General features: G+C 39.3%; 13 protein-coding genes. 6 read left to right on the top strand and 7 right to left on the bottom strand.

Annotation, left to right across the window (positions count from 1 at the left end; all coding sequences use genetic code 11):
* Positions 1-78 precede the first annotated feature (78 nt).
* The 4 genes from R2Q84_RS04170 (at position 79) to R2Q84_RS04155 (ending at position 8,866) form a co-directional block, all read left to right on the top strand.
* Positions 79-2,628, top strand: a complete 2,550-nt coding sequence (locus tag R2Q84_RS04170; RefSeq protein ID WP_316815269.1) for a galactose oxidase — start codon at positions 79-81, stop codon at positions 2,626-2,628.
* Between the two features lie 207 nt (positions 2,629-2,835).
* Positions 2,836-5,115 (top strand): GH92 family glycosyl hydrolase, encoded by a 2,280-nt coding sequence (locus R2Q84_RS04165; protein WP_316815268.1) that lies wholly within the window; start codon positions 2,836-2,838, stop codon positions 5,113-5,115.
* A 27-nt stretch (positions 5,116-5,142) separates the two neighbouring features.
* On the top strand, positions 5,143-7,593 hold the full coding sequence (locus R2Q84_RS04160; RefSeq protein ID WP_316815267.1) for a glycosyl hydrolase family 95 catalytic domain-containing protein: 2,451 nt from the start codon (positions 5,143-5,145) through the stop codon (positions 7,591-7,593).
* 31 nt (positions 7,594-7,624) lie between these two features.
* A complete protein-coding gene (locus tag R2Q84_RS04155) occupies positions 7,625-8,866 on the top strand; it encodes a sugar MFS transporter (RefSeq protein ID WP_316815266.1) in 1,242 nt (413 codons plus the stop codon).
* A 29-nt stretch (positions 8,867-8,895) separates the two neighbouring features.
* Here the strand turns inward: R2Q84_RS04155 and R2Q84_RS04150 are convergent, their stop codons facing one another.
* The 7 genes from R2Q84_RS04150 to purL form a co-directional block, all read right to left on the bottom strand.
* The gene (locus R2Q84_RS04150; protein WP_316815265.1) at positions 8,896-10,077 is read right to left on the bottom strand and encodes an AIR synthase related protein; all 1,182 of its coding nucleotides are present in this window, start codon (positions 10,075-10,077) and stop codon (positions 8,896-8,898) included.
* Positions 10,078-10,163: 86 nt separating this feature from the next.
* On the bottom strand, positions 10,164-12,350 hold the full coding sequence (locus R2Q84_RS04145) for a glutamine synthetase III (protein ID WP_316815264.1): 2,187 nt from the start codon (positions 12,348-12,350) through the stop codon (positions 10,164-10,166).
* 191 nt (positions 12,351-12,541) lie between these two features.
* Positions 12,542-13,456, bottom strand: a complete 915-nt coding sequence (locus R2Q84_RS04140; protein ID WP_316815263.1) for a hypothetical protein — start codon at positions 13,454-13,456, stop codon at positions 12,542-12,544.
* On the bottom strand, positions 13,446-15,914 hold the full coding sequence (locus tag R2Q84_RS04135) for a DUF2339 domain-containing protein (protein ID WP_316815262.1): 2,469 nt from the start codon (positions 15,912-15,914) through the stop codon (positions 13,446-13,448). The genes R2Q84_RS04140 and R2Q84_RS04135 overlap by 11 nt, the downstream gene beginning before the upstream one ends.
* A gap of 89 nt (positions 15,915-16,003) precedes the next feature.
* Complete coding sequence (locus tag R2Q84_RS04130; RefSeq protein ID WP_316815261.1) at positions 16,004-16,735, bottom strand: head GIN domain-containing protein; 732 nt, start codon at positions 16,733-16,735, stop codon at positions 16,004-16,006.
* A gap of 109 nt (positions 16,736-16,844) precedes the next feature.
* Entirely contained in the window at positions 16,845-17,081 is a 237-nt protein-coding gene (locus tag R2Q84_RS04125) for a hypothetical protein (RefSeq protein ID WP_316815260.1), read from the bottom strand.
* A 196-nt stretch (positions 17,082-17,277) separates the two neighbouring features.
* Positions 17,278-20,967, bottom strand: a complete 3,690-nt coding sequence (gene purL / locus R2Q84_RS04120) for a phosphoribosylformylglycinamidine synthase (protein ID WP_316815259.1) — start codon at positions 20,965-20,967, stop codon at positions 17,278-17,280.
* Between the two features lie 389 nt (positions 20,968-21,356).
* On the opposite strand from purL, the gene R2Q84_RS04115 reads away from it, so the two are divergent.
* Entirely contained in the window at positions 21,357-22,061 is a 705-nt protein-coding gene (locus R2Q84_RS04115) for a tRNA1(Val) (adenine(37)-N6)-methyltransferase (protein ID WP_316815258.1), read from the top strand.
* Between the two features lie 9 nt (positions 22,062-22,070).
* Positions 22,071-22,562 carry a metallophosphoesterase family protein gene (locus tag R2Q84_RS04110; protein WP_316815257.1) on the top strand — a complete coding sequence of 164 codons (492 nt, stop codon included), beginning with the start codon at positions 22,071-22,073 and terminating at the stop codon, positions 22,560-22,562.

Here is a 22,562-nt window from a genome sequence, read left to right as displayed (position 1 = left end):
TACATTAGTTTTTAGGAATGTTCAAGTGATCCCAAGGATTTGAACACCTAATGAGTGAAGGCGTTCTTGCTTAATTATATGATGGTAGTAAAATTTAACGCGATTTGTATTTTTATTCTGTTCACGATATGGTCACCAGTCAAAAGCCAGTCGTATGGTTTGGGCTTTGTTGGAGATGGAGTAGTAAAGGATAAAAGAACAAGTCTTGATCTCAATTCCGGACAATCAATTTGTCTGGATCATAATTTCGAATTGTCTTTCGACCTCTCTTTTATGCCTGGCTACACGGATTATTTTGGGTATATATTTCGGTTAATCGATGAAAAACAACGCAATATTGATTTGATATATGACATGCGTTTCATGGAGAACAAGCATTTCAAGTTAATTGTTGGAAATAAAATTTCGGACATCGCTTTTGATATTGACATCAATAAACTGTACGCTAAATGGCATACCTTAAAGTTTAAGTTTGATCTCGACCGTCAGGAAATTGTCCTTTTTGCTGATGGTAAATCTTACCGTCAAAAGGCCGGTTTAAATAAAGAATGTTATAGAATCCTGATGGGAGCGAATAGCTATAAGGATTTTAAGGTTAAGGATGTACCTCCGATGAAAATAAGGGATATCAAAATAACTGAAGATACAAAGTTATCTTACCATTGGCCATTAAATGAGCAGGCTGGTTTAAAAGCATCAGAAATTATTAATGGAAAAGATGGAATGGTTACTAATCCTTTATGGATAAAAAAGATGCATCACGACTGGGAACTGGTGAATTTTTTTGATGTTAAGGGGGCGGCCAGTATTGCTATGAATGCCGAAAAGGAAGAACTTTATGTTATTGCAAAAGATTCCCTTGTTACCTATAACATAGTTTCTCATCAGTTATCTTACCTGGGCTATCAATCAGGTAATCAGGATTTGCTTAGTGGAAACCAGTCTATTTATGCCGCAGGCCGGCAACAGCTTTTAAATTTTTATGTGGATCAGAAATTAGTTTCAGGTTTTGATTTTGAGCGTAAAACCTGGGATAGAAAATACATTAGTCCGGATGTGATTACACTTTTCTGGCATCCAAATAAGTTTTATTCGGCAGCGGATAGTTCTTTGTATGTGATTGGGGGGTACGGACAGTATCTGTATAAACGGAACGTATTTCGCTATCATTTTCCAGAAAAAAAATGGACTGAGATAAAAACTTCCGGTGATTTTACACCACGTTATCTTTCGGCACTGGGTGCTGTAAAGAACGGCGCATATATTTTGGGCGGTTATGGAAGCGCCACAGGAGAGCAAATACTGAACTCAAAGAATATCTATGACCTTAACTTCTATGATGTTAAAAGCAGAAGCTTTAAGAAACTTTTCGAGATCAAACCAAAAAATGAAGAGTTTGCATTTGCCAACTCTATGATTATTAATGAAGAGACGGGGTCTTATTACGCTTTAACATTTCCTAATTATAAGTATAATTCCTCCCTGCAACTTATACAAGGCTCATTAAATTCTCCGTCCTATAAATTAATGGGGAATTCCGTTCCTTACGCTTTTCATGATATTCATTCCTTTGCTGATTTGTATTATTGTCCGGGAAGTAAGCGTTTTGTCGCTGTTCTATTACTGCATAATGAGAAGGAAAATAAGACATCTGTTAAGATATATACTTTATACGGACCTCCGGAAGAAGCTTTCGCTGAATTACCGATAGTTTTAGCATCAGGAAGAAGCTGGTACTTTTTTATCTTGATACCGATATTGATAATTGTGGGCTTTTTTGTATACAAATGGTATCATAGTCGTCGAAAAATTGAAAAGAAAGAAATTATCGAGGCGCCTGCTTTAACGAAAACAGAATCTGTTCATGAAAATGTAGAGACCGAAACCGCCAATGTAAAGGAAGATATTAGGAATACGATTTTCCTGTTTGGCAATCTACAGTTATTTGACAAGGATGGCGAAGATATTACTAAACATCTTTCTCCATTAATCAGAGAATTGTTTTTGGTGGTTTTGCTTTACACTATAAAGTGGGGCAGAGGTATTAGTTCTGAAAAGCTTACTGAAATACTCTGGTTTGACAAGTCGGCAGATAGCGCCCGAAACAACAGATCTGTAAATATTGCTAAGCTTAAGCTAATTCTGGATCGGATGGAAGGGTGTCAGATTTCTAAAAACACCGGGTATTGGATGATAGATTTTGACCCGAACGTTGTTAAGGTAGATTATAAACAATACTTAAATATTGTGAACAGTAAGCTTGAGGTAGACAAAGAGAGAATAAATAGACTTACAAACATCGTACACAGAGGAAGCTTTCTCTCTAATCTGGAATATGACTGGCTGGATCTTTTTAAATCTGAAGTTTCCAATGAAATTATAGATACTTATCTGCATTTTGCCGCAACTATTAAAATTGCAGAAGATCCGGAGTTCTTAATTAACCTGTCCAACTACATTTCTTATTTTGACACTGTAAATGAAGAGGCTATGGTGATCAAATGTAAAGCTTTGGTTCATTTAGGTAAGCATTCATTAGCTAAGACAAAGTTTGAAACTTTTAGCAAAGATTATAAAGTGATTTACGGTGAAGACTTTAAGCAAAGTTTTCAGGAAATTCTGGAATAACGAAGTCTGCATTTTTTAATGTAGAAGGGAATGAATTGAAAAACTCATAATTTCTGTAAATTTTTGAAATTAATGGCCGCGTTAATGGTTGATTAATCATTTGTTATGTTTTTATTAATCCCAGGCTTCTAAATTGCCAACTGGAATTTAACACCCAAACGGGTGTTTTTTTTGCGTTTGAGCATTTTAAAAACTAAATATAAACACATGAAATTGAAACTATGGAAGAGGTTGCCTAAACTGAAAATAGGCCTATGCGCTGCATTTCTTTTTGTATTGAACCACAGCAATGCCCAGACCAATAAGTATGAAGGTGTGGGGAACCTGAAATATGTAGATCCCCGAATAGGAAATGTAGGACATCTTTTGCAGCCCACCAGGCCAACAGTTCAATTACCAAATCAAATGATCAGAATGTTTCCTCAGCGTGTGGATTATATGGACGATCAGATCTCTAGTTTTCCCTTAAATGTGGTTTCTCATCGTTTAGGAGAAGTTTTTGCTGTAAAACCATACGCTGGTAGCCTCACATTAAATAGCTGGAAGCAGAAACTGACCTATGATCATGACCTGGAAATAAGCAGGCCCTGGTACTATAGTACTTATCTGGTTGATGATGATATTAAGGTGGAATTTAGTCCCGGTAAAAAGACTGGGTTTTACAAATTTACATTTCCTTCAAACGTAGAAAAATCTATTCTGTTTGATGTTTATAACGAAGGGTTGAATGAGTTTAATTTTATATCTGCAACAGAAATAGCAGGTAGAGAAGTATATCATGGCAACATTAACGTGTATATGTATGGGGTTTTTAGCAAAGGTGCAACGTTAGGGACTGTTAAAGGAAATGAATTGTCTGCTGCACGAAATGCTGATGGAAAAAGACCAAAAGCCTGGATACAATTTGCTGCCGGTACCGGACGGGATGTGGAATTTAAATATGCCATTTCTTATGTCAGTCCTGAACAAGCGAAAATGAATTATCGTTTGGAATTGGAAAATGTGAGCTTTGATCAGCAAGTCGAGTCGGGAGAGAAAGCCTGGGCTGCCGTAATTAACCAGATCAAAACTATTGGCGGAACGGAAGCACAAAAAAGATCATTTTACACATCACTTTATCGTTGCTATGAACGGATGATAGATGTGAATGAGCACGGGTTGTATTATAGTGGTTTTGACAATAAAGTACATCAGAGTAGTCGTCCTTTTTATACCGATGACTGGGCCTGGGATACCTATCTTGCACACCATCCTTTGAGAACAATACTAAATCCTGGTCAGGAGGAAGATATGTTGCACTCTTATGTGGAAATGTATAATCAAAGTGGTTGGATGCCTACTTTTCCAGTGCTGTTTGGTGATCATGCATGCATGAATGGTTTCCACTCTACTGTGAGTTTCCTTGACGCCCACCGTAAAGGATTGAAAAATTTTGATATGGAAAAGGCTTATGAGGGGATGGCTAAAAATGCGAATAGCGCAACGATGATTCCCTGGAGAAATGGGCCTAAAACAGTTCTGGATGACGTTTATCACAATAAAGGCTATTTTCCTGCTTTACAGATTGGAGAGAAGGAATACGTGGAAACCGTTGACCAATTTGAGAAACGTCAGGCTGTGGCGGTTACACTTGGACATAGTTATGATGACTGGGCATTAGGACAGCTCGCTAAGGATCTTGGTAAGGATGCCGATTATAAGAAATTTAACCTGCGCGGACAAAACTACAGGAACCTATGGAGTAATAAAGAAGGTTTGTTTATGCCTAAAGACAGTAAAGGAAACTGGGTGAATATTGATCCGAAATTTGATGGCGGAATGGGAGGGAGAGAATATTACGATGAAAATAACGGGTGGACTTATATGTGGCAGGTACAGCAGGATGTGGAAGGCCTGATCGGTTTAATGGGTGGCAGAAAATCGTTTGAGAACAGATTAGATCAGCTCTTTAGAGAACCTCTTGGTAGAAGTAAGTATGAGCTGCAGGCTACTTTTCCGGATGCAACAGGATTGGTAGGACAATTCTCTATGGGAAATGAACCTAGTTTTCATATTCCATATTTGTACAACTATACCGCTTCGCCATGGAAAACGCAAAAGAGGATACGTTTTTTACTGGATACCTGGTTTAAAGATAATGAATTTGGAATCCCGGGAGATGAAGATGGGGGAGGAATGACTGCCTTTGTGGTGTTCTCATTAATGGGATTTTATCCGGTAACACCGGGAATTCCCGTTTATACGATTGGAAGTCCTGTGTTTGAAAACGTGACCATCGATCTTCCTGGTGGAAAACAATTTCAACTGGTTGCTCATGGCAGTTCCGTAGTTAATAAATACATCCAGCGTGCCAAACTGGATGGCCGTGTACTCGACACGCCGTGGTTTAGCCATGAGCAATTGATGGCAGGAGGAAAACTGGAATTGGAAATGGGGCCTTTACCTAATAAAGAATGGGGAGTAAAACAAACATTGAAAAGCAAATAGGTATTACCAGATATACACACAATTTATATGGCAAATAGAAAATTATTGCTCTTTATGCTCTTGCTGATTGTTTTTCAAAGCAAGGCACAACATGGTGACCTGAAGCTCTGGTATAACGAACCTGCACATCAGGTATGGGAGGCTGCATTACCTATTGGAAATGGCAGGATTGCAGGGATGGTTTATGGAAACCCCGAACGGGAAACCATTAAATTAAACGAGTCTACCATATGGTCTGGCGGGCCAAACCGAAATGATAATCCCAATATACTGGCTGTGTTGCCACAGGTAAGGAAGTTGATTTTTGAAGGGAAATATGATGAAGCCAGTAAGCTGACTGCTGACAATATCGAATCCGGTATTAATGGTATGAATTATCAGTTACTGGGAAATCTTAACCTTTCTTTTCCCGGACATGACCGTTATGCCGCTTATTACAGGGAGCTGGACCTGCAAACAGCCATCACTAAAACGAACTATGTAAGCAATGGGGTTAAGTACTCCAGGGAAGTTTTTGCATCACAGCCTGACCAGGTGATTGTGCTGCGTCTGACGGCCGATCAACCAGGGCAGCTTAGTTTTTCAGCAGCTATGAGTAGTCTGCAAAAGTCTGAGATCCGTACCAGTGAAAACGGCGAAATTATTTTATCAGGCATTTCCGGCGATAAAGATGGGGTAAAGGGTGCGGTTAAGTTCAATTCCATTGTAAAACTTAAATTGGATGGAGGTTCGTACCAGGCTACGAAAGATGGGATAAACGTAGTTAAGGCCAATGCTGTTACGTTATTTATTTCCATAGCTACCAATTTTAATAACTATAAGGATTTAAGTGGTGACGCACAAAAAAGAATGATGGATTACCTGGCTAGGGCCGATAAAAAAAGTTACAGCATTTTAAAGGAAAATCATATTAAGGCTTATCAAAAGCTGTTTAACCGGGTTCATCTGAACCTTGACGGCGCTGATCTTTCAAAAGTGCCGACTAATGAACGGTTAAAAAACTTCGCAAAAGCACAAGACCCTCAGTTTGCCGCCTTGTACTTTCAGTTTGGCCGGTACCTGCTTATAGCATGTTCACAACCGGGCGGACAGCCGGCTAATCTGCAGGGGATATGGAACGATCAGATCAGTCCACCCTGGGGAAGTAAGTATACCATCAATGTCAATACCGAAATGAATTACTGGCCTGCGGAACCTACCAATTTGACTGAAATGCATGAGCCTTTGATACAAATGGTAAAAGACCTTTCTGTAACAGGAAGGGAAACCGCCAGGTCTATGTATGGAGCCGGGGGTTGGGTGACGCATCACAATACTGATTTGTGGCGCATTTCCGGGCTCGTTGACGGTGTTTATTGGGGAATGTGGCCAATGGCAGGTGGCTGGTTAAGCAGGCACCTCTGGGATAAATATGTTTATAGTGGTGATAAAGCCTATTTAAAGTCCGTTTATCCGGCGATCAAAGGTGCTGCGGAATTCTATAAAGATTTCCTTATAGAGGAGCCTTCACATCAATGGCTGGTAGTTTCACCTTCTAATTCTCCGGAAAATGCCCCGGCAATTGCCAATGGTAAATCAATAGCTGCTGGTGTCACTATGGACAATCAGATTGTTTTTGAACTGTTTTCTAATGTGATCCGGGCTTCAGCAATTCTCGGGGAAGACAAGGAGTTTGCTGAGGAATTAAAGGTGATTAGAAAGCGACTGCCGCCAATGCAGATCGGACAGTACGGACAGCTACAGGAATGGCTGCAGGACCTTGATGATCCTAAGGATAAACACAGGCACGTGTCTCACTTGTTTGGCCTGTTTCCTGCCGGAGAAATCTCGCCGTACCGTACACCGGAATTGTTTGATGCGGCACGTACTTCTTTAATTTATAGAGGCGACAGGTCTACCGGTTGGTCTATGGGATGGAAAGTGAATCTATGGGCCAGGCTCCTTGATGGAAATCGTGCGTATAAATTGCTTAGCGACCAGTTATCGCCAGCAACTGGCGAAGGAGAAAGCGGGGGGAGTTACCCGAATTTATTTGATGCACATCCTCCTTTTCAAATCGATGGCAACTTTGGCTGTACTTCAGGTATCACAGAAATGCTGATGCAAAGCTACGACGGGGAAATTAACTTGCTGCCTGCATTGCCGGATGCCTGGACTAAAGGAAATGTAAGCGGTCTTAGAGCAAAAGGAGGCTTCGAAATTGTGAACTTAAGCTGGGAAAACGGAGTTATTAAAGGATTGGAAATCAGATCGGCCTTAGGCGGGAATTGCAGAATCCGTGTGTCCCGTCCTTTAAAAGAAAATGGGGTTCTTAAAATCGCGACCGGCGATAACCCAAATGAATTTTTTGAGGTGGATAAAGTCGCTAATCCTATAATTTCCAGTCAGGCGAAGCTAAAAAGTCCGGGGACAAAAGAATCTTTTCTATATGATTTTGCTACTAAGCCGGGTAAAACCTATCTTTTGTCTGTCAAATGACCCTATTTAATTGTAAAAAATAAACCAAACCATGAACCAAATAAAAACCAAACCAGCTTTTACTGAGAAAAAATTTCTGGTAACCATCATTTTTGTCACTTCACTTTTTATGCTCTGGGGCGTAGCTATTACCATGGCTGATGCATTGAACAAACACTTTCAATCTGTGTTAAGCTTAAGTAAATCGCAATCTGCTTTTGTCCAGTTCGCAATATTCGGCGCTTATGCCGTAATGGGAATTCCCGCCGGGTTATTTATGAAACGATTTGGTTATAAAAATGGAGTATTGCTTGGCCTTTCCCTTTTTGCACTGGGCGCATTTCTTTTTGTACCCGCGGCCAATGCTTCGTCCTTTGGGTTTTTCGGTATCGCCCTCTTTATTTTAGGCTGCGGCTTATCAACGTTGGAAACGGTTGCGCATCCTTTTGTCGCTGCGCTGGGCGATCAGCGGACAAGTGATCAGCGGATTAATTTTGCACAATCTTTTAATGCTGTCGGGGCTATGCTCGGCCCGGCAATCGGCGGATATTTTTTATTCCGGACCCATGTGGCGGGAAGTACAGACCTGACTTCGGTAAAAGTTTTGTACCTGGCTATTGGAATTGTAATCGCATTGATTGCAGTCTCTTTTTCTTTTGTTCGTGTCCCGCAAACTACCGATCCGCATGTTTCAGCTGTTGTGGATGAGGAAGCTGTTAACATAGATACAGCACCAGGTAAAAAACTTTTTGAACACAAACATTTTGTATGGGCTGTTGTGGCCCAGTTTTTTAATGTTGCCGCGCAATCCGGTACCTGGGCTTTCTTTATCAATTACGGGCACGAAATCATGGGCTTTAGCGAACTTAAATCTTCAAATTACATGGTGCTTTTTATGGGGATGATGCTAACCGGACGTTTTGCAGGGACTTTTCTGATGCGTGTAATCGCACCGAATAAACTCCTGGCTGCTTTTGCGACAGGCAATATTCTGATGTGCATTATTGTTGCGCAAGGTTTGGGATGGCCGTCTTATATTGCCCTGTTAATGGTCAATTTTTTCTTTAGCATCATGTTTCCTACCATATTTAGTTTAGGACTTAAAAATCTGGGTAGACATACACAACAAGCGGCATCTTTCATTTCGATGGGTGTAGTCGGCGGTGCGTTTTTCCCTTTTCTGATGGGCGCGGCGGCAGATGAGTTTGGGGTAGCACAGGCGTACTATCTACCCATTATATGTTATGTAGTGATCTTTCTTTTTGGAAAGAAATTTTATAAGGTAAGTCATTAGCCCCGGGGCTAATGACTTACCACCGTTACTTAAAAATAAGTATAGTTTCCTTTTTCGCTGTTGATGGTTACTTGCTTTTGTGCAGAAGTTTCAACTCGGCCAATAATCTGTGCATCGATATTAAAGCTTTTCGAAATCGCAATAATGTCTTCCGCAATTTCCGCAGGAACATAAAGCTCCATACGATGACCCATATTAAATACCTTGTACATTTCCTTCCAGTCGGTGCCCGACTGCTCCTGGATCAATTGAAACAGGGGAGGAACAGGGAATAAATTGTCTTTGATGATATGTACGTCGTTGTTCACAAAATGAAGCACTTTAGTTTGCGCACCACCGCTGCAATGAACGATACCGTGAATTTTTTTTCTGTGGCTTTCCAGAACCTTTTTAATTACCGGAGCATAAGTACGCGTAGGAGATAACACCAATTTACCTGCAGTTACTTCGGTGTTTTCATCAATCTGAACTTTATCTGTCAGTTTCTTACCGCCAGAAAATACAAGGTCGAAAGGTACAGCAGGGTCAAAGCTCTCAGGATAAGCATTCGCAACAGATTTATCGAATACATCATGACGGGCAGAAGTTAATCCATTAGATCCCATGCCACCGTTATATTCAGTTTCGTAGCTTGCTTGTCCTGATGATGACAAACCAACGATCACGTCACCTGCCTGTATATTGTCGTTGCTAATGATTTTATCTCTTTCAATGCGACAAGTAACTGTTGAGTCAACAATAATGGTACGTACCAAATCACCTACATCAGCAGTTTCCCCACCTGTAGAGTAGATTGAAATGCCTTGAGAACGCAGTTCAGCAAGAATTTCTTCTGTTCCATTGATAATGGCTGCAATAACCTCACCTGGGATCAGGTTTTTATTACGGCCAATGGTCGACGACAACAAGATGTTATCTGTAGCGCCAACACAAATCAGGTCATCAATATTCATGATAATTGCATCCTGCGCAATACCTTTCCATACTGAAATATCACCTGTTTCTTTCCAGTATACATAAGCCAGCGAAGATTTGGTTCCTGCACCATCGGCGTGCATGATGTTGCAAAAAGCTTCATCATTACCCAAAATATCAGGGATAATCTTACAGAAGGCTTGTGGAAAAATACCTTTATCTATATTCTTGATGGCCTGGTGCACATCTTCTTTCGAGGCAGAAACGCCACGCTGGTTGTACCTGTTATCACTCATGTTGATGCAAAGATAGAAAAAAATAACCCCTGCCAATTATGACAGAGGTTATAAAACTAAAAAATAGTTAAGTATTTAGGGTTTGGTTATTTTAAAAACAACAACTCTCTGAACTTAGGTAGAGGCCACACGCTGTCATCCACAATTTGTTCTAACTTATCGCAGTGGTAACGGATGGTATCAAAGTGTGATTTAACCTTCTCATCGTAAGCAATTGCTTTTTCACGACTTTCCTCGATAGCGTTCACTTTTTTACGTTGCTCAAGCATTTCATCAATACTGGTTTTTACAACATTTAAGTGTGTAGATAACTTATTGATGATGGAAAGAGGTGTCGCTAAAGCTTCTTCTCCCAAGCCAAGTTCCTTTAATCCTTTTGCGTTACTAATTAATGTGTTTTGGTAAGCAATAGCAGCAGGGATAATCATACTGTTGGTAACATCACCCATTACCCTTGCTTCAATCTGAAGTTTTTTGAAATAGCTTTCTAATAAAATTTCATGACGTGCATGTAATTCACGTGCACTGAAGATGTTTAATTTTGCAAATAAATCTACAGATTTCTCACTTACATAAGCATCAAGTGCTTTAGGTGTAGTTTTGATGTTTGATAAACCGCGTTTTTCAGCTTCTGCAGCCCACTCGTCGCTGTAACCATTACCTTCAAAACGGATATCTTTAGATTCTTTAATGTATTTTTTTAAGATCGTTAATAAAGCAACGTCTTTTTTCTCACCTTTTTTGATCAGCTTGTCAACTTCAACTTTGAATTTATTCAATTGATCAGCAACGATAGCATTTAACACTGTCATTGGTGCCGAAGAGTTTTCAGAAGAACCAACTGCTCTTAATTCAAATTTGTTTCCAGTGAAGGCAAAAGGAGAAGTACGGTTACGGTCAGTTGAATCGAAAGAGATCTGAGGGATCTTTGGAATACCTAACCATAAAGAGTCTTCATTTTTAACTTTCTTAATGATGCTTCTTGATGATTCGATCTCGTCAAGGATTTCATCTAATTGAGATCCAAGGAAGATGGAGATGATCGCCGGTGGCGCTTCGTTAGCACCTAAACGATGGTCATTACTTACTGAAGCAATACTTGCTCTCAATAAATCTGCATGCTCATGTACCGCTTTGATGGTGTTGATGAAGAATGTTAAGAACATCAGGTTATTTTTAGGCGTTTTACCTGGTGATAACAAGTTCTTACCAGTATCAGTAATTAACGACCAGTTGTTGTGTTTACCTGATCCGTTGATACCTGCGTATGGTTTCTCATGTAAAAGCACTTTAAAGTTATGTCTTAAAGCAACTTTTTCCATTAAGTCCATTAACAATTGGTTGTGGTCAATTGCAAGGTTGATTTCTTCATAGATAGGAGCACACTCAAATTGAGAAGGAGCAACCTCATTATGACGGGTTTTCAAAGGAATGCCCAGTTTTAAAGCTTCGTTTTCGAAGTCGACCATGTAAGTAAATACACGCTCAGGAATAGATCCGAAGTAATGATCTTCTAATTGTTGTCCTTTTGCAGACATGTGTCCGAACAATGCACGGCCAGTTAAAGCTAAATCCGGACGGGCATTATATAATGCAAGGTCAACCAGGAAATACTCCTGCTCGATACCTAAAGATGCACTAACTTTAGTGATGCTTTTATCAAAATACTGACAAACATCAACAGCAGCTTTATCCATAGCAGAAAGTGCTTTTAATAAAGGAGCTTTATAATCTAATGCTTCACCTGTGTAAGCAACAAATACGGTAGGAATACAAAGTGTTTTACCAGCTTTGCTTTCCATAATGAAAGCTGGAGAAGAAGGATCCCATGCAGTATAACCGCGTGCTTCAAAAGTATTACGGATACCACCATTAGGGAAACTTGAGGCATCTGGCTCTTGTTGAACTAATGCACTACCAGCAAATACTTCAATTGCACCATCTCCACTTGGCTCAAAAAACGAATCGTGTTTCTCAGCGGTTGTGCCTGTTAATGGTTGAAACCAGTGGGTGTAATGAGTAGCACCTTTGCTCATTGCCCAGCTTTTCATAGCTGTTGCAATGTGATTGGCATCTTCATGGTTAATTAATTCACCTTGTTCAATTGAGGAAATAAGTTTCTGAAATACTTCTTTCGATAAGTAGTCTTTCATCTTTTTCTTATCAAAAACATTCACGCCAAAAAAATCAGAGATTTTAGTCGAAGGAGACTTTACTTCTGGTGAAATTCTTGTTTGTGCCTCTTTTAATGCAATTGTTCTTAAGCTTTTCATCTATTTGTTTAAAGTTTGGTCAAAAATAGGTTTTTTATTGATTGTTTTTAATAAATTGTTTGTAAAAATACAAATGTTGGCAAGTATTCAAAGAAATTATTGTCAGTTTTCGTGTTTTGGTGGTGAAATGGCGTTAGAATTTGCAATTTTTACGAAAATCGTAATTTCGAGGGGCTGTTTTAGCGGTATTGTTAATTGGCTTGTTTTTTTGATTGCATTTCTCTGACCATATAGTAAGATAAATAGCCAATAAATACGATTAATAGCACTATCACTCCCCACATCCAGCTCTTTTTAATGAAGTTCGGCCCCTTATCCAAGGATTCGTTGGTATTCTTTTTAAAATTGAGAACAGTTACCGCAGGTATAGTCTTACTTATGCTATCCTTAAAATAACTCAGGTCGTACCTTGGTAGTTCCAGGTTTTGCTGTCCCGTTTTAATTACATATTGTTTATCTTTTTCAAGATAGGTAATCAACTCCATATTTTTTTGATACGCCTCAATATTTTTTATCAACAATGGTGAACTATCTTCATTTTCTATGACCAGGAACAGTTGTTTATATCTGTTTTCTCCATAAAGATCTATTACAGGGTGTTTTTCGGAGGAAATTATGATGTTTGTAAGCTTGTCTTCAGAATAATTCCTTCTTTTCTGCTTTATCTGCGGATTTTTTTCGGATATCCATGCTGTTCTCCTGTAATATTGAAAGCCCTCAAGGTTTAATTTTAATTTATCTATCTGATAGTGGGCTTTAAAGGTAATAGAAACGATTGTGCGTTTGTTTTCTTTATCTTCTGCCGTCGTTACCGATGAAACAGGTACACTGGTGTAATCCAGAAGCTTTAAAGCTGTCGTGTCTTGTAAATAGATACTGTCAGGTAATTGCCTGAGCAAATAAGCGATCTCTTTTTGTTTTTCAAAGATCCTGATATCAGAAAGATCTTTATTTGCAGTTTTTGAAACGATTTCTGGTGTAAGTGCTATTTTATAAAATCCGTTGGCACTTACCTGATCCAGACTGCCACTCCATTTAAAAGATTGCGCGGAGGCAACGGTCCAGTTCAGTAAAATTAATGCATAGACAAAAAACTTAAATTTCATTGTGTTCAGTTTCTTTTTTGTCGCTGGTAAGTAGTAAGTTCTTTAAACGTTGATACATAAATGAAATGACCAGCAGTAGTATTCCCAGAGAAATAAAGGCTGCTATTTTCCCTCCTTCGGATAGTCCTCGTAAATCGAAAATGAATAATTTAAGTAAGGTAATAGCCAATATGGAGATGGATATGATCCGGATGGTTTTAGATTTCCATTTCATACCTATGTATATATATAGTAATGCAAAACAGCCCCATAAAATGGCAAAGCCGGATTTATGGCTGTTATTTAAAATCATAGCCATAGATTTTTCTTTTGAGTGCTGCGACATTACCATTAAATGATCCAGTTCAGCGCTGGCAACATAAAGCACCATAAACGCAATAAACCATTGCAAGGTAACCAGGCCTTTAGAAGAGTTTATACTCTTTTCATTTTGATAAAGTGCATAGAGTGTAGTGGCGATTAAAGTGATCAGCAAATAATGGAAAAGATAAGTGCCTAAACTGATGTTTTGTAAATCCAGGTATCCGTTTCTTATTGAAATGGTTTCCTGATTGAAGAGTAATGGGAAGCAGAGTAGTGAAACGATTCCGATGGCTGCAACGAGGTATTTGAATTCTTCTCTTTCTGTGCTGCGTATAGCAATAAGTAAAACGGTAATGAACAAGTAACTGAAGCAACCTAATGCAAGTATTCTTAGTAAAGGAAAATAAATGTGCGCCTGATAATTCAATTCCAAAGCAATAACTATATAGCTGATGATGATCATAGCAATAGCCAAAATGGTTCTGGAGGTTTTAATTTCCCGGAAAAGTATTGATTTGATTTCGGACTTAAGAAGTTTTGAATACAATAATAGTGCACAAACAACTACTAAACCTGTAATAAACCCTTTGTTTGCCAAAGGTATAAGCCGGTTATTTGTGTCGTATAAATTGCTTCCGTAAACCTGCTGCCAGTCCATAGTCAGACTGATACCGAGTAAAACCAATATGATAAGGGACGATTGTTTAATAAGGGTAATGCCTGATTTTTGAGATAACCAAAGCAGTAATACACTTTCTGCAGCCCAGAATAGGGTAATGTGGTTACCTTTTAACTGTACAGGAGCTGCAAGGCTGATAAAGGTAAGTACCAATCCAATGAGTAGATAAATCAGGTTTCTGTCTATTTTATCATTTTTATATAGAGCATAAGCAAAGGCCAAGTTTACAAGTCCTAGTAATGCTGTAAAGAGTCCCTGATAGTCTCCATTTGAAAGGTGGCTCAGGATCAGCATACCTGCCGAATAATAAAGGAAGGTGTTGCTCAGCAGGATTCCGATTTCCAGTGCATTAAAATCCGTTTTCTCTTTGATGTTGTTGATGATATTCATCAATAGAAATACCAGGTAAAATAATGAAGCAAATATTAATGCACCTAAATATGGAACAGGTTTTTGTGATTCGGTCAATACGCTTGTTGTTAGCCATCCACCAAATAGGATAATTGTAAAAGCGTAACAGATGATATTGATAATTGGCCATTTTTTGTAATACGCCAACACCAGCATGCCTATATTTAGTACTAATATATAAGTGAAAAGAACAATGTAATTTCCTTCGCCCGTGCTTACCATAAATGGCGCACCAAAGCCACCCAATATGGCAAATATCGCCAGTTCTTTACGGTCGTAACTGAGCGAAAGTAACACGGTGAAACTTGTAATTATGATGGTTAGTATAAAAGCCAGTGTCTGATTAAACAGTTGATATTCGTGAAAGCCAATGGCAACTGTAAAATAAAGGATAGCTACACCTCCACCAACCAGTACCGAACTGAAAGTTGAGAATGATTTACGGAGTCGGTGTGCAAGTCCTACTAAAATTCCTCCACATAAGAAACCTATGCTGACACGACCAATTTCATTAATCCAGTCCTTATCAATTGCATATTTTAGGAAGAAGCCCATGCCCAGTACCAGGATTACGATACCTATTTTATTGAATAAATTCTCGCCGATGAATTTTTCCAGATCAGGGTTACGTTCACTGAAAGAAGGTTTTTGTGCAATAGGAGGTGGGGGAAACTGTGTTGAAATCTGTTCAACCGGTGTTGTAGCTTCAATTGCAACCAGGATCTCCGGTTCTTCAATCGGAGGCGTTTCCTGAATAGGAGTGGTTATTGACTCTGGTTCAGGAGAGATTAACGGTTCAGTGATATCTACTGGTTTAACTTCGGTTGGTTCCTTAGGTTTATAAGGTGTGAAAGGTTGAAAAGCCTCTTTTTGAACGATGGGTTCAAGAGGCTTTTCGACAGTCTTTTCCGTAGTAGTATTAGATTCTTTATTGGCCAGCTGGCTGGATAGATGTTCAATTTTTAGGTATAAAAATTCAAGTTTCTCGGTTAAATTCCTTTTTAATTGGAGTACAATAATCAGAATTATAATAACGAGAATGAATATTACCGTTTCTAAAAACATAAAGGGCAGATTTGGTTTGACTTTAAAGGTAATAAAAACCTAAACTATTTGTCTGCTAAGTATTATTTTTTTAGAAAGCCTGGTGTTGTCTATCTTTCGATGACACCACCAGAGCCTAAAACAGTTTTTTCTATCTCAGGATTACCGCTGTAGTATACATGTCCGGAGCCGCTGATCACAGCCTTTATGGAACCATTGGTGCTGATGTTAATGCTACCTTTTCCACTTATCCTCGCTGAAAGCTGATCTATATTAAGGGCTTTGCTGCCGAAGCTACCCGGACCGCTTAAGGTAACGCTTGCTGTTTCTGCTTTACCAGTAATGTTAGCTGCTCCGGAGCCACTAATTACACCGGTAATTTTGTCGGCTTCTACATTTGCCTTTATAATACCTGATCCGCTTAAAGTTGTTGCAAATTCTGCCGCGGTAATTGTACCGGATACAATGATGCTTCCATTTCCGCTCATGGTTAAACTGCTCAGTTGTTTGGCAGTTACATAAGCGGTAATCTTTTTATTTTCATATTTCTTAGCCCAGCTTACCCAGCTGGTTTGCGGACGAATAACCAATTTGTCTCCCTTTACCTCACTAACCAATGTAGAGATGGCTTCTTTGTCGCCTTCAAACCTCAGGCTTTCTTTGGTGCCGAATTTAACTATAACTTCAATTGGACCGCCTGCAACTATACCGTTAAAATTCTTTACTTCCCGTTCGTCGGAACTAAAGTTTATGGTTTTTATACTCGTAGGTGAAGCAGCACTAATGTTGTTGATTTGTGTAAATGATGCGGCAACTAATAATATGGCTAATAATGGTTTCATGGTCTTATTTGTAATTGAATTTAAAACTATAGTGATTTTCCGTAAATGTACCTATAAGACGTATGATTTGGTAGTTTGTTGCATGTAGCTGAAGAAAAAAATATTTTATTTACAGTGGCCCATCATGATAAAGTATGCCGTGCCTTATGGCCTTAATTAGTGTCAGATCAATCTTGCAGTCCAGGCTTTGTCGACAATAGCCAGGATCCTGATCATCTATTTCAATAGTGGCGAGGCGTTCCTGTTGTTCATTAAAAATCTGGTATTGCTCTTTGTTGAGTTGATTGATAATAAACGAGCGGCCGATTCCATCAGTTCCGGCTGCTTCGATATTGAATTTTTTCATTATTTTAGGTATTGATGCTAGGACTTAACAAATTGAAAAACAGTTTGTTTGTGATTTTTGAAAAAAAATTAAATAAAATTTAAAAGAACTGTCAATCGACCTGAAAAAGCACTTTTCCCGACTAGACTATAAACAAAACGGGCTGTACCTATGATTAAGGATACAGCCCGTTATGATATTTATAAATACTATAGATTTATTTAGCGTGTTGCTCAACCCATTTGCGGGCATTCACAAAAGCTTCCATCCATGGCGAAACTTCGTCTTTACGACCTTGAGGGTAGTTTGCCCAATGCCACTGGAATAATGAACGCTCAATATGAGGCATCATAACCAGGTGACGGCCAGACTCATCGCACATCATTGCCGTATTGTAATCAGATCCGTTAGGACTGGCCGGATAGCTTTCGTAAGCATATTTAGCAACAATACGGTATTGGTCTTCTGCGTAAGGTAAATGGAAACGACCTTCACCATGTGATACCCAAACCCCTAATGTGCTGCCTGCTAATGTAGAAAGCATGATTGAATTGTTTTCAGCAACCGTTAACGAAGTGAATATACTTTCGTGTTTATGGCTTTCGTTGTGCAGCATTTTTGGTTTTTCAGCATGGTCCTTATTGATCAGGCCAAGCTCAACAAAAAGCTGACAACCATTACACACACCTACAGATAAAGTATCAGGACGGTTAAAGAAGTTTTCTAAAGCAACTCTGGCTTTTTCATTGTACATGAATGCTCCGGCCCAGCCTTTAGCTGATCCTAAAACGTCTGAGTTAGAGAAACCACCTACAGCACCAATAAACTGGATGTCTTCCAGTGTTTCACGTCCCGAAATCAAATCGGTCATGTGAACATCCTTTACATCAAAACCTGCAAGGTACATGGAGTTAGCCAGCTCTCGTTCAGAGTTACTTCCTTTTTCACGGATGATCGCAGCTTTGGGACGTGGTTTACTTTCGTCAATAACTGGTTTCTTTCCGTCAAACTGGGTAGGGAAGGTGTATTTTAAAACGTGGTTTTTATAGTTGTCGTAGCGTTCTTTGGCTTTAACCGGACCGCTTTGTTTTTTATCCAGCAGGTAAGAAGTTTTGAACCATACATCACGTAAGTGATCGATGTCAAAGTTTAAAGCTGCAGCAGCTCCATTTTTAATGCTTAATGTAGCAGTGTTACTTACTTCGCCGATTTTATGGAAAGCAACTCCATTTGCTGAAAGTATGTTTTCAACAGCAACATCAGCCTGGAAAACAATACCAATGTTTTCTGCAAAGAGTAATTTTATGATATCTTGTTCCCCAAGGGCAGATAAGTCAAGGTTTGCACCGAGGTTACGGTCTGCAAAGCAAAGTTCCAATAGGGTAGTGATTAAACCACCGCTGCCTATATCGTGACCAGCCTGTATTTTTTCTTCCTTAATTAATTGCTGAATGGTATTGAATGCATTTTTAAATTGTGCTGCGTCTTTTACGTCAGGAGTATCATTACCTATTTTGTTTAAAATCTGAGCAAATGACGATCCGCCTAATTTGTAGCTGTCATTAGAAAGATTTACGTAATAAATCGAACCACCATTTTTCTGTAAAACAGGCTCTACTACTTGTGTAATATTATCGCAATTACCGGCGGCCGAAATGATAACGGTACCTGGCGCAATTACATCACCATCTTTGTATTTCTGTTTCATCGACAGGGAGTCTTTTCCAGTCGGGATATTGATGCCAAGATCAATAGCAAAATCAGAACAAGCTTTTACAGCTTCATATAATCTGGCATCTTCACCTTCATTTTTACAAGCCCACATCCAGTTGGCTGAAAGGGATACGCTTTTTAGTCCGTCTTTTAGTGGTGCCCAAACGAGGTTTGAAAGTGATTCGGCGATCGCGATACGACTTCCTGCTGCTGCATCAATTAATGCAGAAACAGGAGCATGACCAACTGAAGTCGCTATGCCTTCTTTTCCCTGGAAATCCAATGCCATTACACCACAATTGTTTAGTGGTAGTTGCAACGGGCCTGCACATTGTTGTTTAGCAACACGGCCACCCACGCAGCGGTCAACTTTGTTGGTTAACCAGTCTTTGGAAGCTACAGCTTCTAGTTGTAATACCTGCTCCAGGTATTCATTTAGTAAACTGGCATCATAAGTTACGGATTGGTATTTTCTGTCGACAGTTTTGTCGTCCATCACTACCTTCGGTGAGCTGCCAAACATATCTTTCAATTCCAGATCCATTGGTTTTACGCCAGTGGTTGCAGATTCGAAAGTAAAGCGATGATCGCCAGTTACAGTTCCTACAGTATACATAGGAGAACGTTCACGATCAGCAATCTTTTGCAGGGTATCTATATCTTTTTGGCCGATTACCAATCCCATGCGTTCCTGAGATTCGTTGCCAATAATTTCTTTTGAGGATAGGGTAGGATCGCCAACAGGTAATTTATCCAGGTCAATCTTACCGCCTGTTTCTTCAACAAGTTCTGATAAACAGTTTAAGTGACCACCAGCACCATGGTCATGTATAGATATAATGGTGTTGTTTTCACTTTCAACCATACCACGAACAGCATTGGCGGCTCTTTTTTGCATTTCCGGGTTTGAACGTTGAATTGCATTCAATTCAATACCCGTACCTAATGCACCGGTATCAGCAGATGAAACTGCCGCACCACCCATACCAATTCTATAATTTTCACCACCCAGGATAACGATTTTATCTCCTGTTGATGGTTTGTGCTTTTTAGCCTGGCTCGCTTTTCCGTAGCCTACACCACCGGCAAGCATAATAACCTTATCGAATCCTAACTTACGTGAATCTTCTTCATGTTCAAATGTTAGCACCGATCCGGTGATGAGCGGTTGACCGAACTTATTTCCAAAATCTGTTGCTCCGTTCGAAGCTTTGATCAGGATGTCCATTGGAGTCTGGTATAACCATTCTCTTTCTTCAACACCTTTTTCCCATGGACGATTTTCTTCCAATCTGGATAATGCAGTCATGTAAACTGCAGTACCAGCAAGTGGTAATGAACCTTGTCCGCCTGCCAGCCTGTCTCTGATTTCACCACCAGAACCAGTAGCTGCGCCATTAAATGGCTCAACAGTAGTAGGGAAATTGTGTGTTTCTGCTTTAATCGAGATCACAGATTCAAAGTCGCTCAAAGCATAATACTCAGGAATGTCTGCACGTTTAGGTGCAAACTGTTGAACTGTAGGGCCTTTAACAAAGGCTACGTTATCTTTATAAGCAGAAACAATATCGTTAGGATTTTCTTCTGAAGTTTTGCGGATTAGTTTAAACAATGATGTAGGTTGTTCTACACCATCAATTACAAATTTACCGTTGAATATTTTATGACGGCAATGTTCTGAGTTAACCTGTGAAAAACCGAATACTTCAGAATCTGTCAACGGTCTGCCTAGTCTTTCTGCCAACGAGTTCAAGTAATCTACTTCTTCGTCACTCAGCGAGAGTCCTTCTTGTTTATTAAATGCTGCAACGTCAGTAATCTGAAGAATCGGCTCAGGTTTAATATTTATGGTATAGATGTCCTGATCAAGCAGATTGTATTTCTGAGAAAGCATTGGATCAAAATCAGTGAAATCTTCTGCTACCTTTTGAAATTCTTCAATACGGATGATATCCTGGATGTCCATGTTCTGTGTAATCTCCACAGCATTGGTGCTCCATGGTGTTACCATCGCTGCGCGCGGGCCAACAAAAAAATCAGTTAAAGTCGTTTCTTGTTGTAATTTGGCGCCGCCAAACAGCCATTCTAGCTTTGTAATATCTGTATTGCTCAGTTCTCGTTCTATTTGTAAAGCGAAAACTGTATTGGATGGGCTTGAGAAGAAATAAATCATGCTTTTTTTTTGAAGATGCAAATTTAGCGTTAAAATTTCAAAAGGACTATTATAGAATGCAATAAAATCGTTTCAACATGGAATGTTGTTTATGCCAACGAGGTAACTTCAAAATAAATGGTTTATAGGTTGCATATAAAGAAAACGATTCTCACTAGGGGATAATAAGGAGTTTACAGGGATTTGTCCCTGTTAAGTCCCTGTTGACCCCCTGTTATTTCCCTGTCGGGCCCTTGTAAGGGCCAGCTGATTTTGGATGTAGTTATAGGGTTGTTGTTAATTTGTTGTTAATTATTTAGTTTTTAGTTAAGTGTTGAGTTTGACAACCAAAAACATTAAGATTTTATACGAATATAAACTTTTACATTTGTATTATCTTTTAATAGGAAGAAAAAGACCGTTGATGTACGATGAAGAACGCTTTTAAGTTTAAACAGTTTGAAATAGACCAGACGGGTTGCGCTATGCGTATCAATACGGATGGCGTGTTGTTGGGGGCAATTGCGACGAAAAAGAATGCTTCAAGGATACTTGATATTGGCACAGGAACAGGGGTAATTGCGTTGATGCTTGCCCAGCGTTTTCCTGATGCACTGGTTGATGCTGTGGAAATTGACGAGTCGGCTGCTGTTGCTGCTGCAAAAAATGCAGAGAATGCTGCTTTTTCTGAACGTTTAAATGTGATACATACTGCTATTGAAGATTATACTTCTACTGGTTTGTATGATCTTATTGTTTCCAATCCGCCCTTTTTTGTGAACGACCTGAAGAATCCTGAGTATAGGAAAGGAGTGGCGCGGCATACGGACGCAGTGTTTTTTGAGGTGTTGTTACGTAAGGTTGGTTTGTTGTTGAGTAGGGAGGGACGGTTTTGGTTTGTTTTGCCCGTTAAGCAGGCTGAAAGTACTATCCGTATTGCGGCTGATTATGGTTTGTTTCCGGTTAAGGTTGTTCATTTGCATTCTGATGAAACTAAAGAAGAATTCCGGCAGATTGTTTGTCTGGGTTATTCTGGTGCTGAGATAAAACATCAGAAGTTATGTATTTATGCAGACAGAGGTGTTCATACCAAAGCTTATAAATTACTGTTAAAGGATTTTTTTCTTGCATTTTAATATATATAGATGAAGACGATTGGATTGATGTCTGATACACATGGTTTTTTGGATGATGCAGTTTTTAAACACTTCGATAGTTGTGATGAAATATGGCATGCCGGAGACTTTGGTCCTGATGTGGCTGAACGACTGGCAGCCTTTAAGCCTTTAAAAGGTGTATATGGAAATATTGATGGTAAAGAGATTCGGTCGGTGTATCCCGAGCATCTTCGTTTTAACTGTGAAAATCTAGATGTGTGGATGACTCATATTGGTGGTTATCCTGGTAAATATACACCGCAGGTTAAGCCTGAAATTTACACTAAGCCCCCGATGTTGTTTATTTCCGGACACTCACATATTTTGAAAGTGATGTATGACGAGAAAATAAAATGTTTGCACATAAATCCCGGTGCAGCCGGTAATTCAGGCTGGCATAAGATAAAAACTTTAATTAGATTTTGTGTTTCGGAGGAAAAAATACATACCTTAGCGGCCATAGAAATAGGAAATAGATAA

The sequence above is a fragment of the Pedobacter nyackensis genome (assembly GCF_032678475.1).
Taxonomy (GTDB): Bacteria; Bacteroidota; Bacteroidia; order Sphingobacteriales; family Sphingobacteriaceae; genus Pedobacter; species Pedobacter nyackensis_A.
This window is presented reverse-complemented; position numbering and strand designations above follow the sequence as displayed.

Coding starts and splice junctions, on each gene's coding strand:
- R2Q84_RS04170 (WP_316815269.1), top strand. CDS start 79: ATGATGGTAGTAAAATTTAACGCGATTTGTATTTTTATTCTGTTCACG.
- R2Q84_RS04165 (WP_316815268.1), top strand. CDS start 2,836: ATGAAATTGAAACTATGGAAGAGGTTGCCTAAACTGAAAATAGGCCTA.
- R2Q84_RS04160 (WP_316815267.1), top strand. CDS start 5,143: ATGGCAAATAGAAAATTATTGCTCTTTATGCTCTTGCTGATTGTTTTT.
- R2Q84_RS04155 (WP_316815266.1), top strand. CDS start 7,625: ATGAACCAAATAAAAACCAAACCAGCTTTTACTGAGAAAAAATTTCTG.
- R2Q84_RS04150 (WP_316815265.1), bottom strand. CDS start 10,077: ATGAGTGATAACAGGTACAACCAGCGTGGCGTTTCTGCCTCGAAAGAA.
- R2Q84_RS04145 (WP_316815264.1), bottom strand. CDS start 12,350: ATGAAAAGCTTAAGAACAATTGCATTAAAAGAGGCACAAACAAGAATT.
- R2Q84_RS04140 (WP_316815263.1), bottom strand. CDS start 13,456: ATGAAATTTAAGTTTTTTGTCTATGCATTAATTTTACTGAACTGGACC.
- R2Q84_RS04135 (WP_316815262.1), bottom strand. CDS start 15,914: ATGTTTTTAGAAACGGTAATATTCATTCTCGTTATTATAATTCTGATT.
- R2Q84_RS04130 (WP_316815261.1), bottom strand. CDS start 16,735: ATGAAACCATTATTAGCCATATTATTAGTTGCCGCATCATTTACACAA.
- R2Q84_RS04125 (WP_316815260.1), bottom strand. CDS start 17,081: ATGAAAAAATTCAATATCGAAGCAGCCGGAACTGATGGAATCGGCCGC.
- R2Q84_RS04115 (WP_316815258.1), top strand. CDS start 21,357: ATGAAGAACGCTTTTAAGTTTAAACAGTTTGAAATAGACCAGACGGGT.
- R2Q84_RS04110 (WP_316815257.1), top strand. CDS start 22,071: ATGAAGACGATTGGATTGATGTCTGATACACATGGTTTTTTGGATGAT.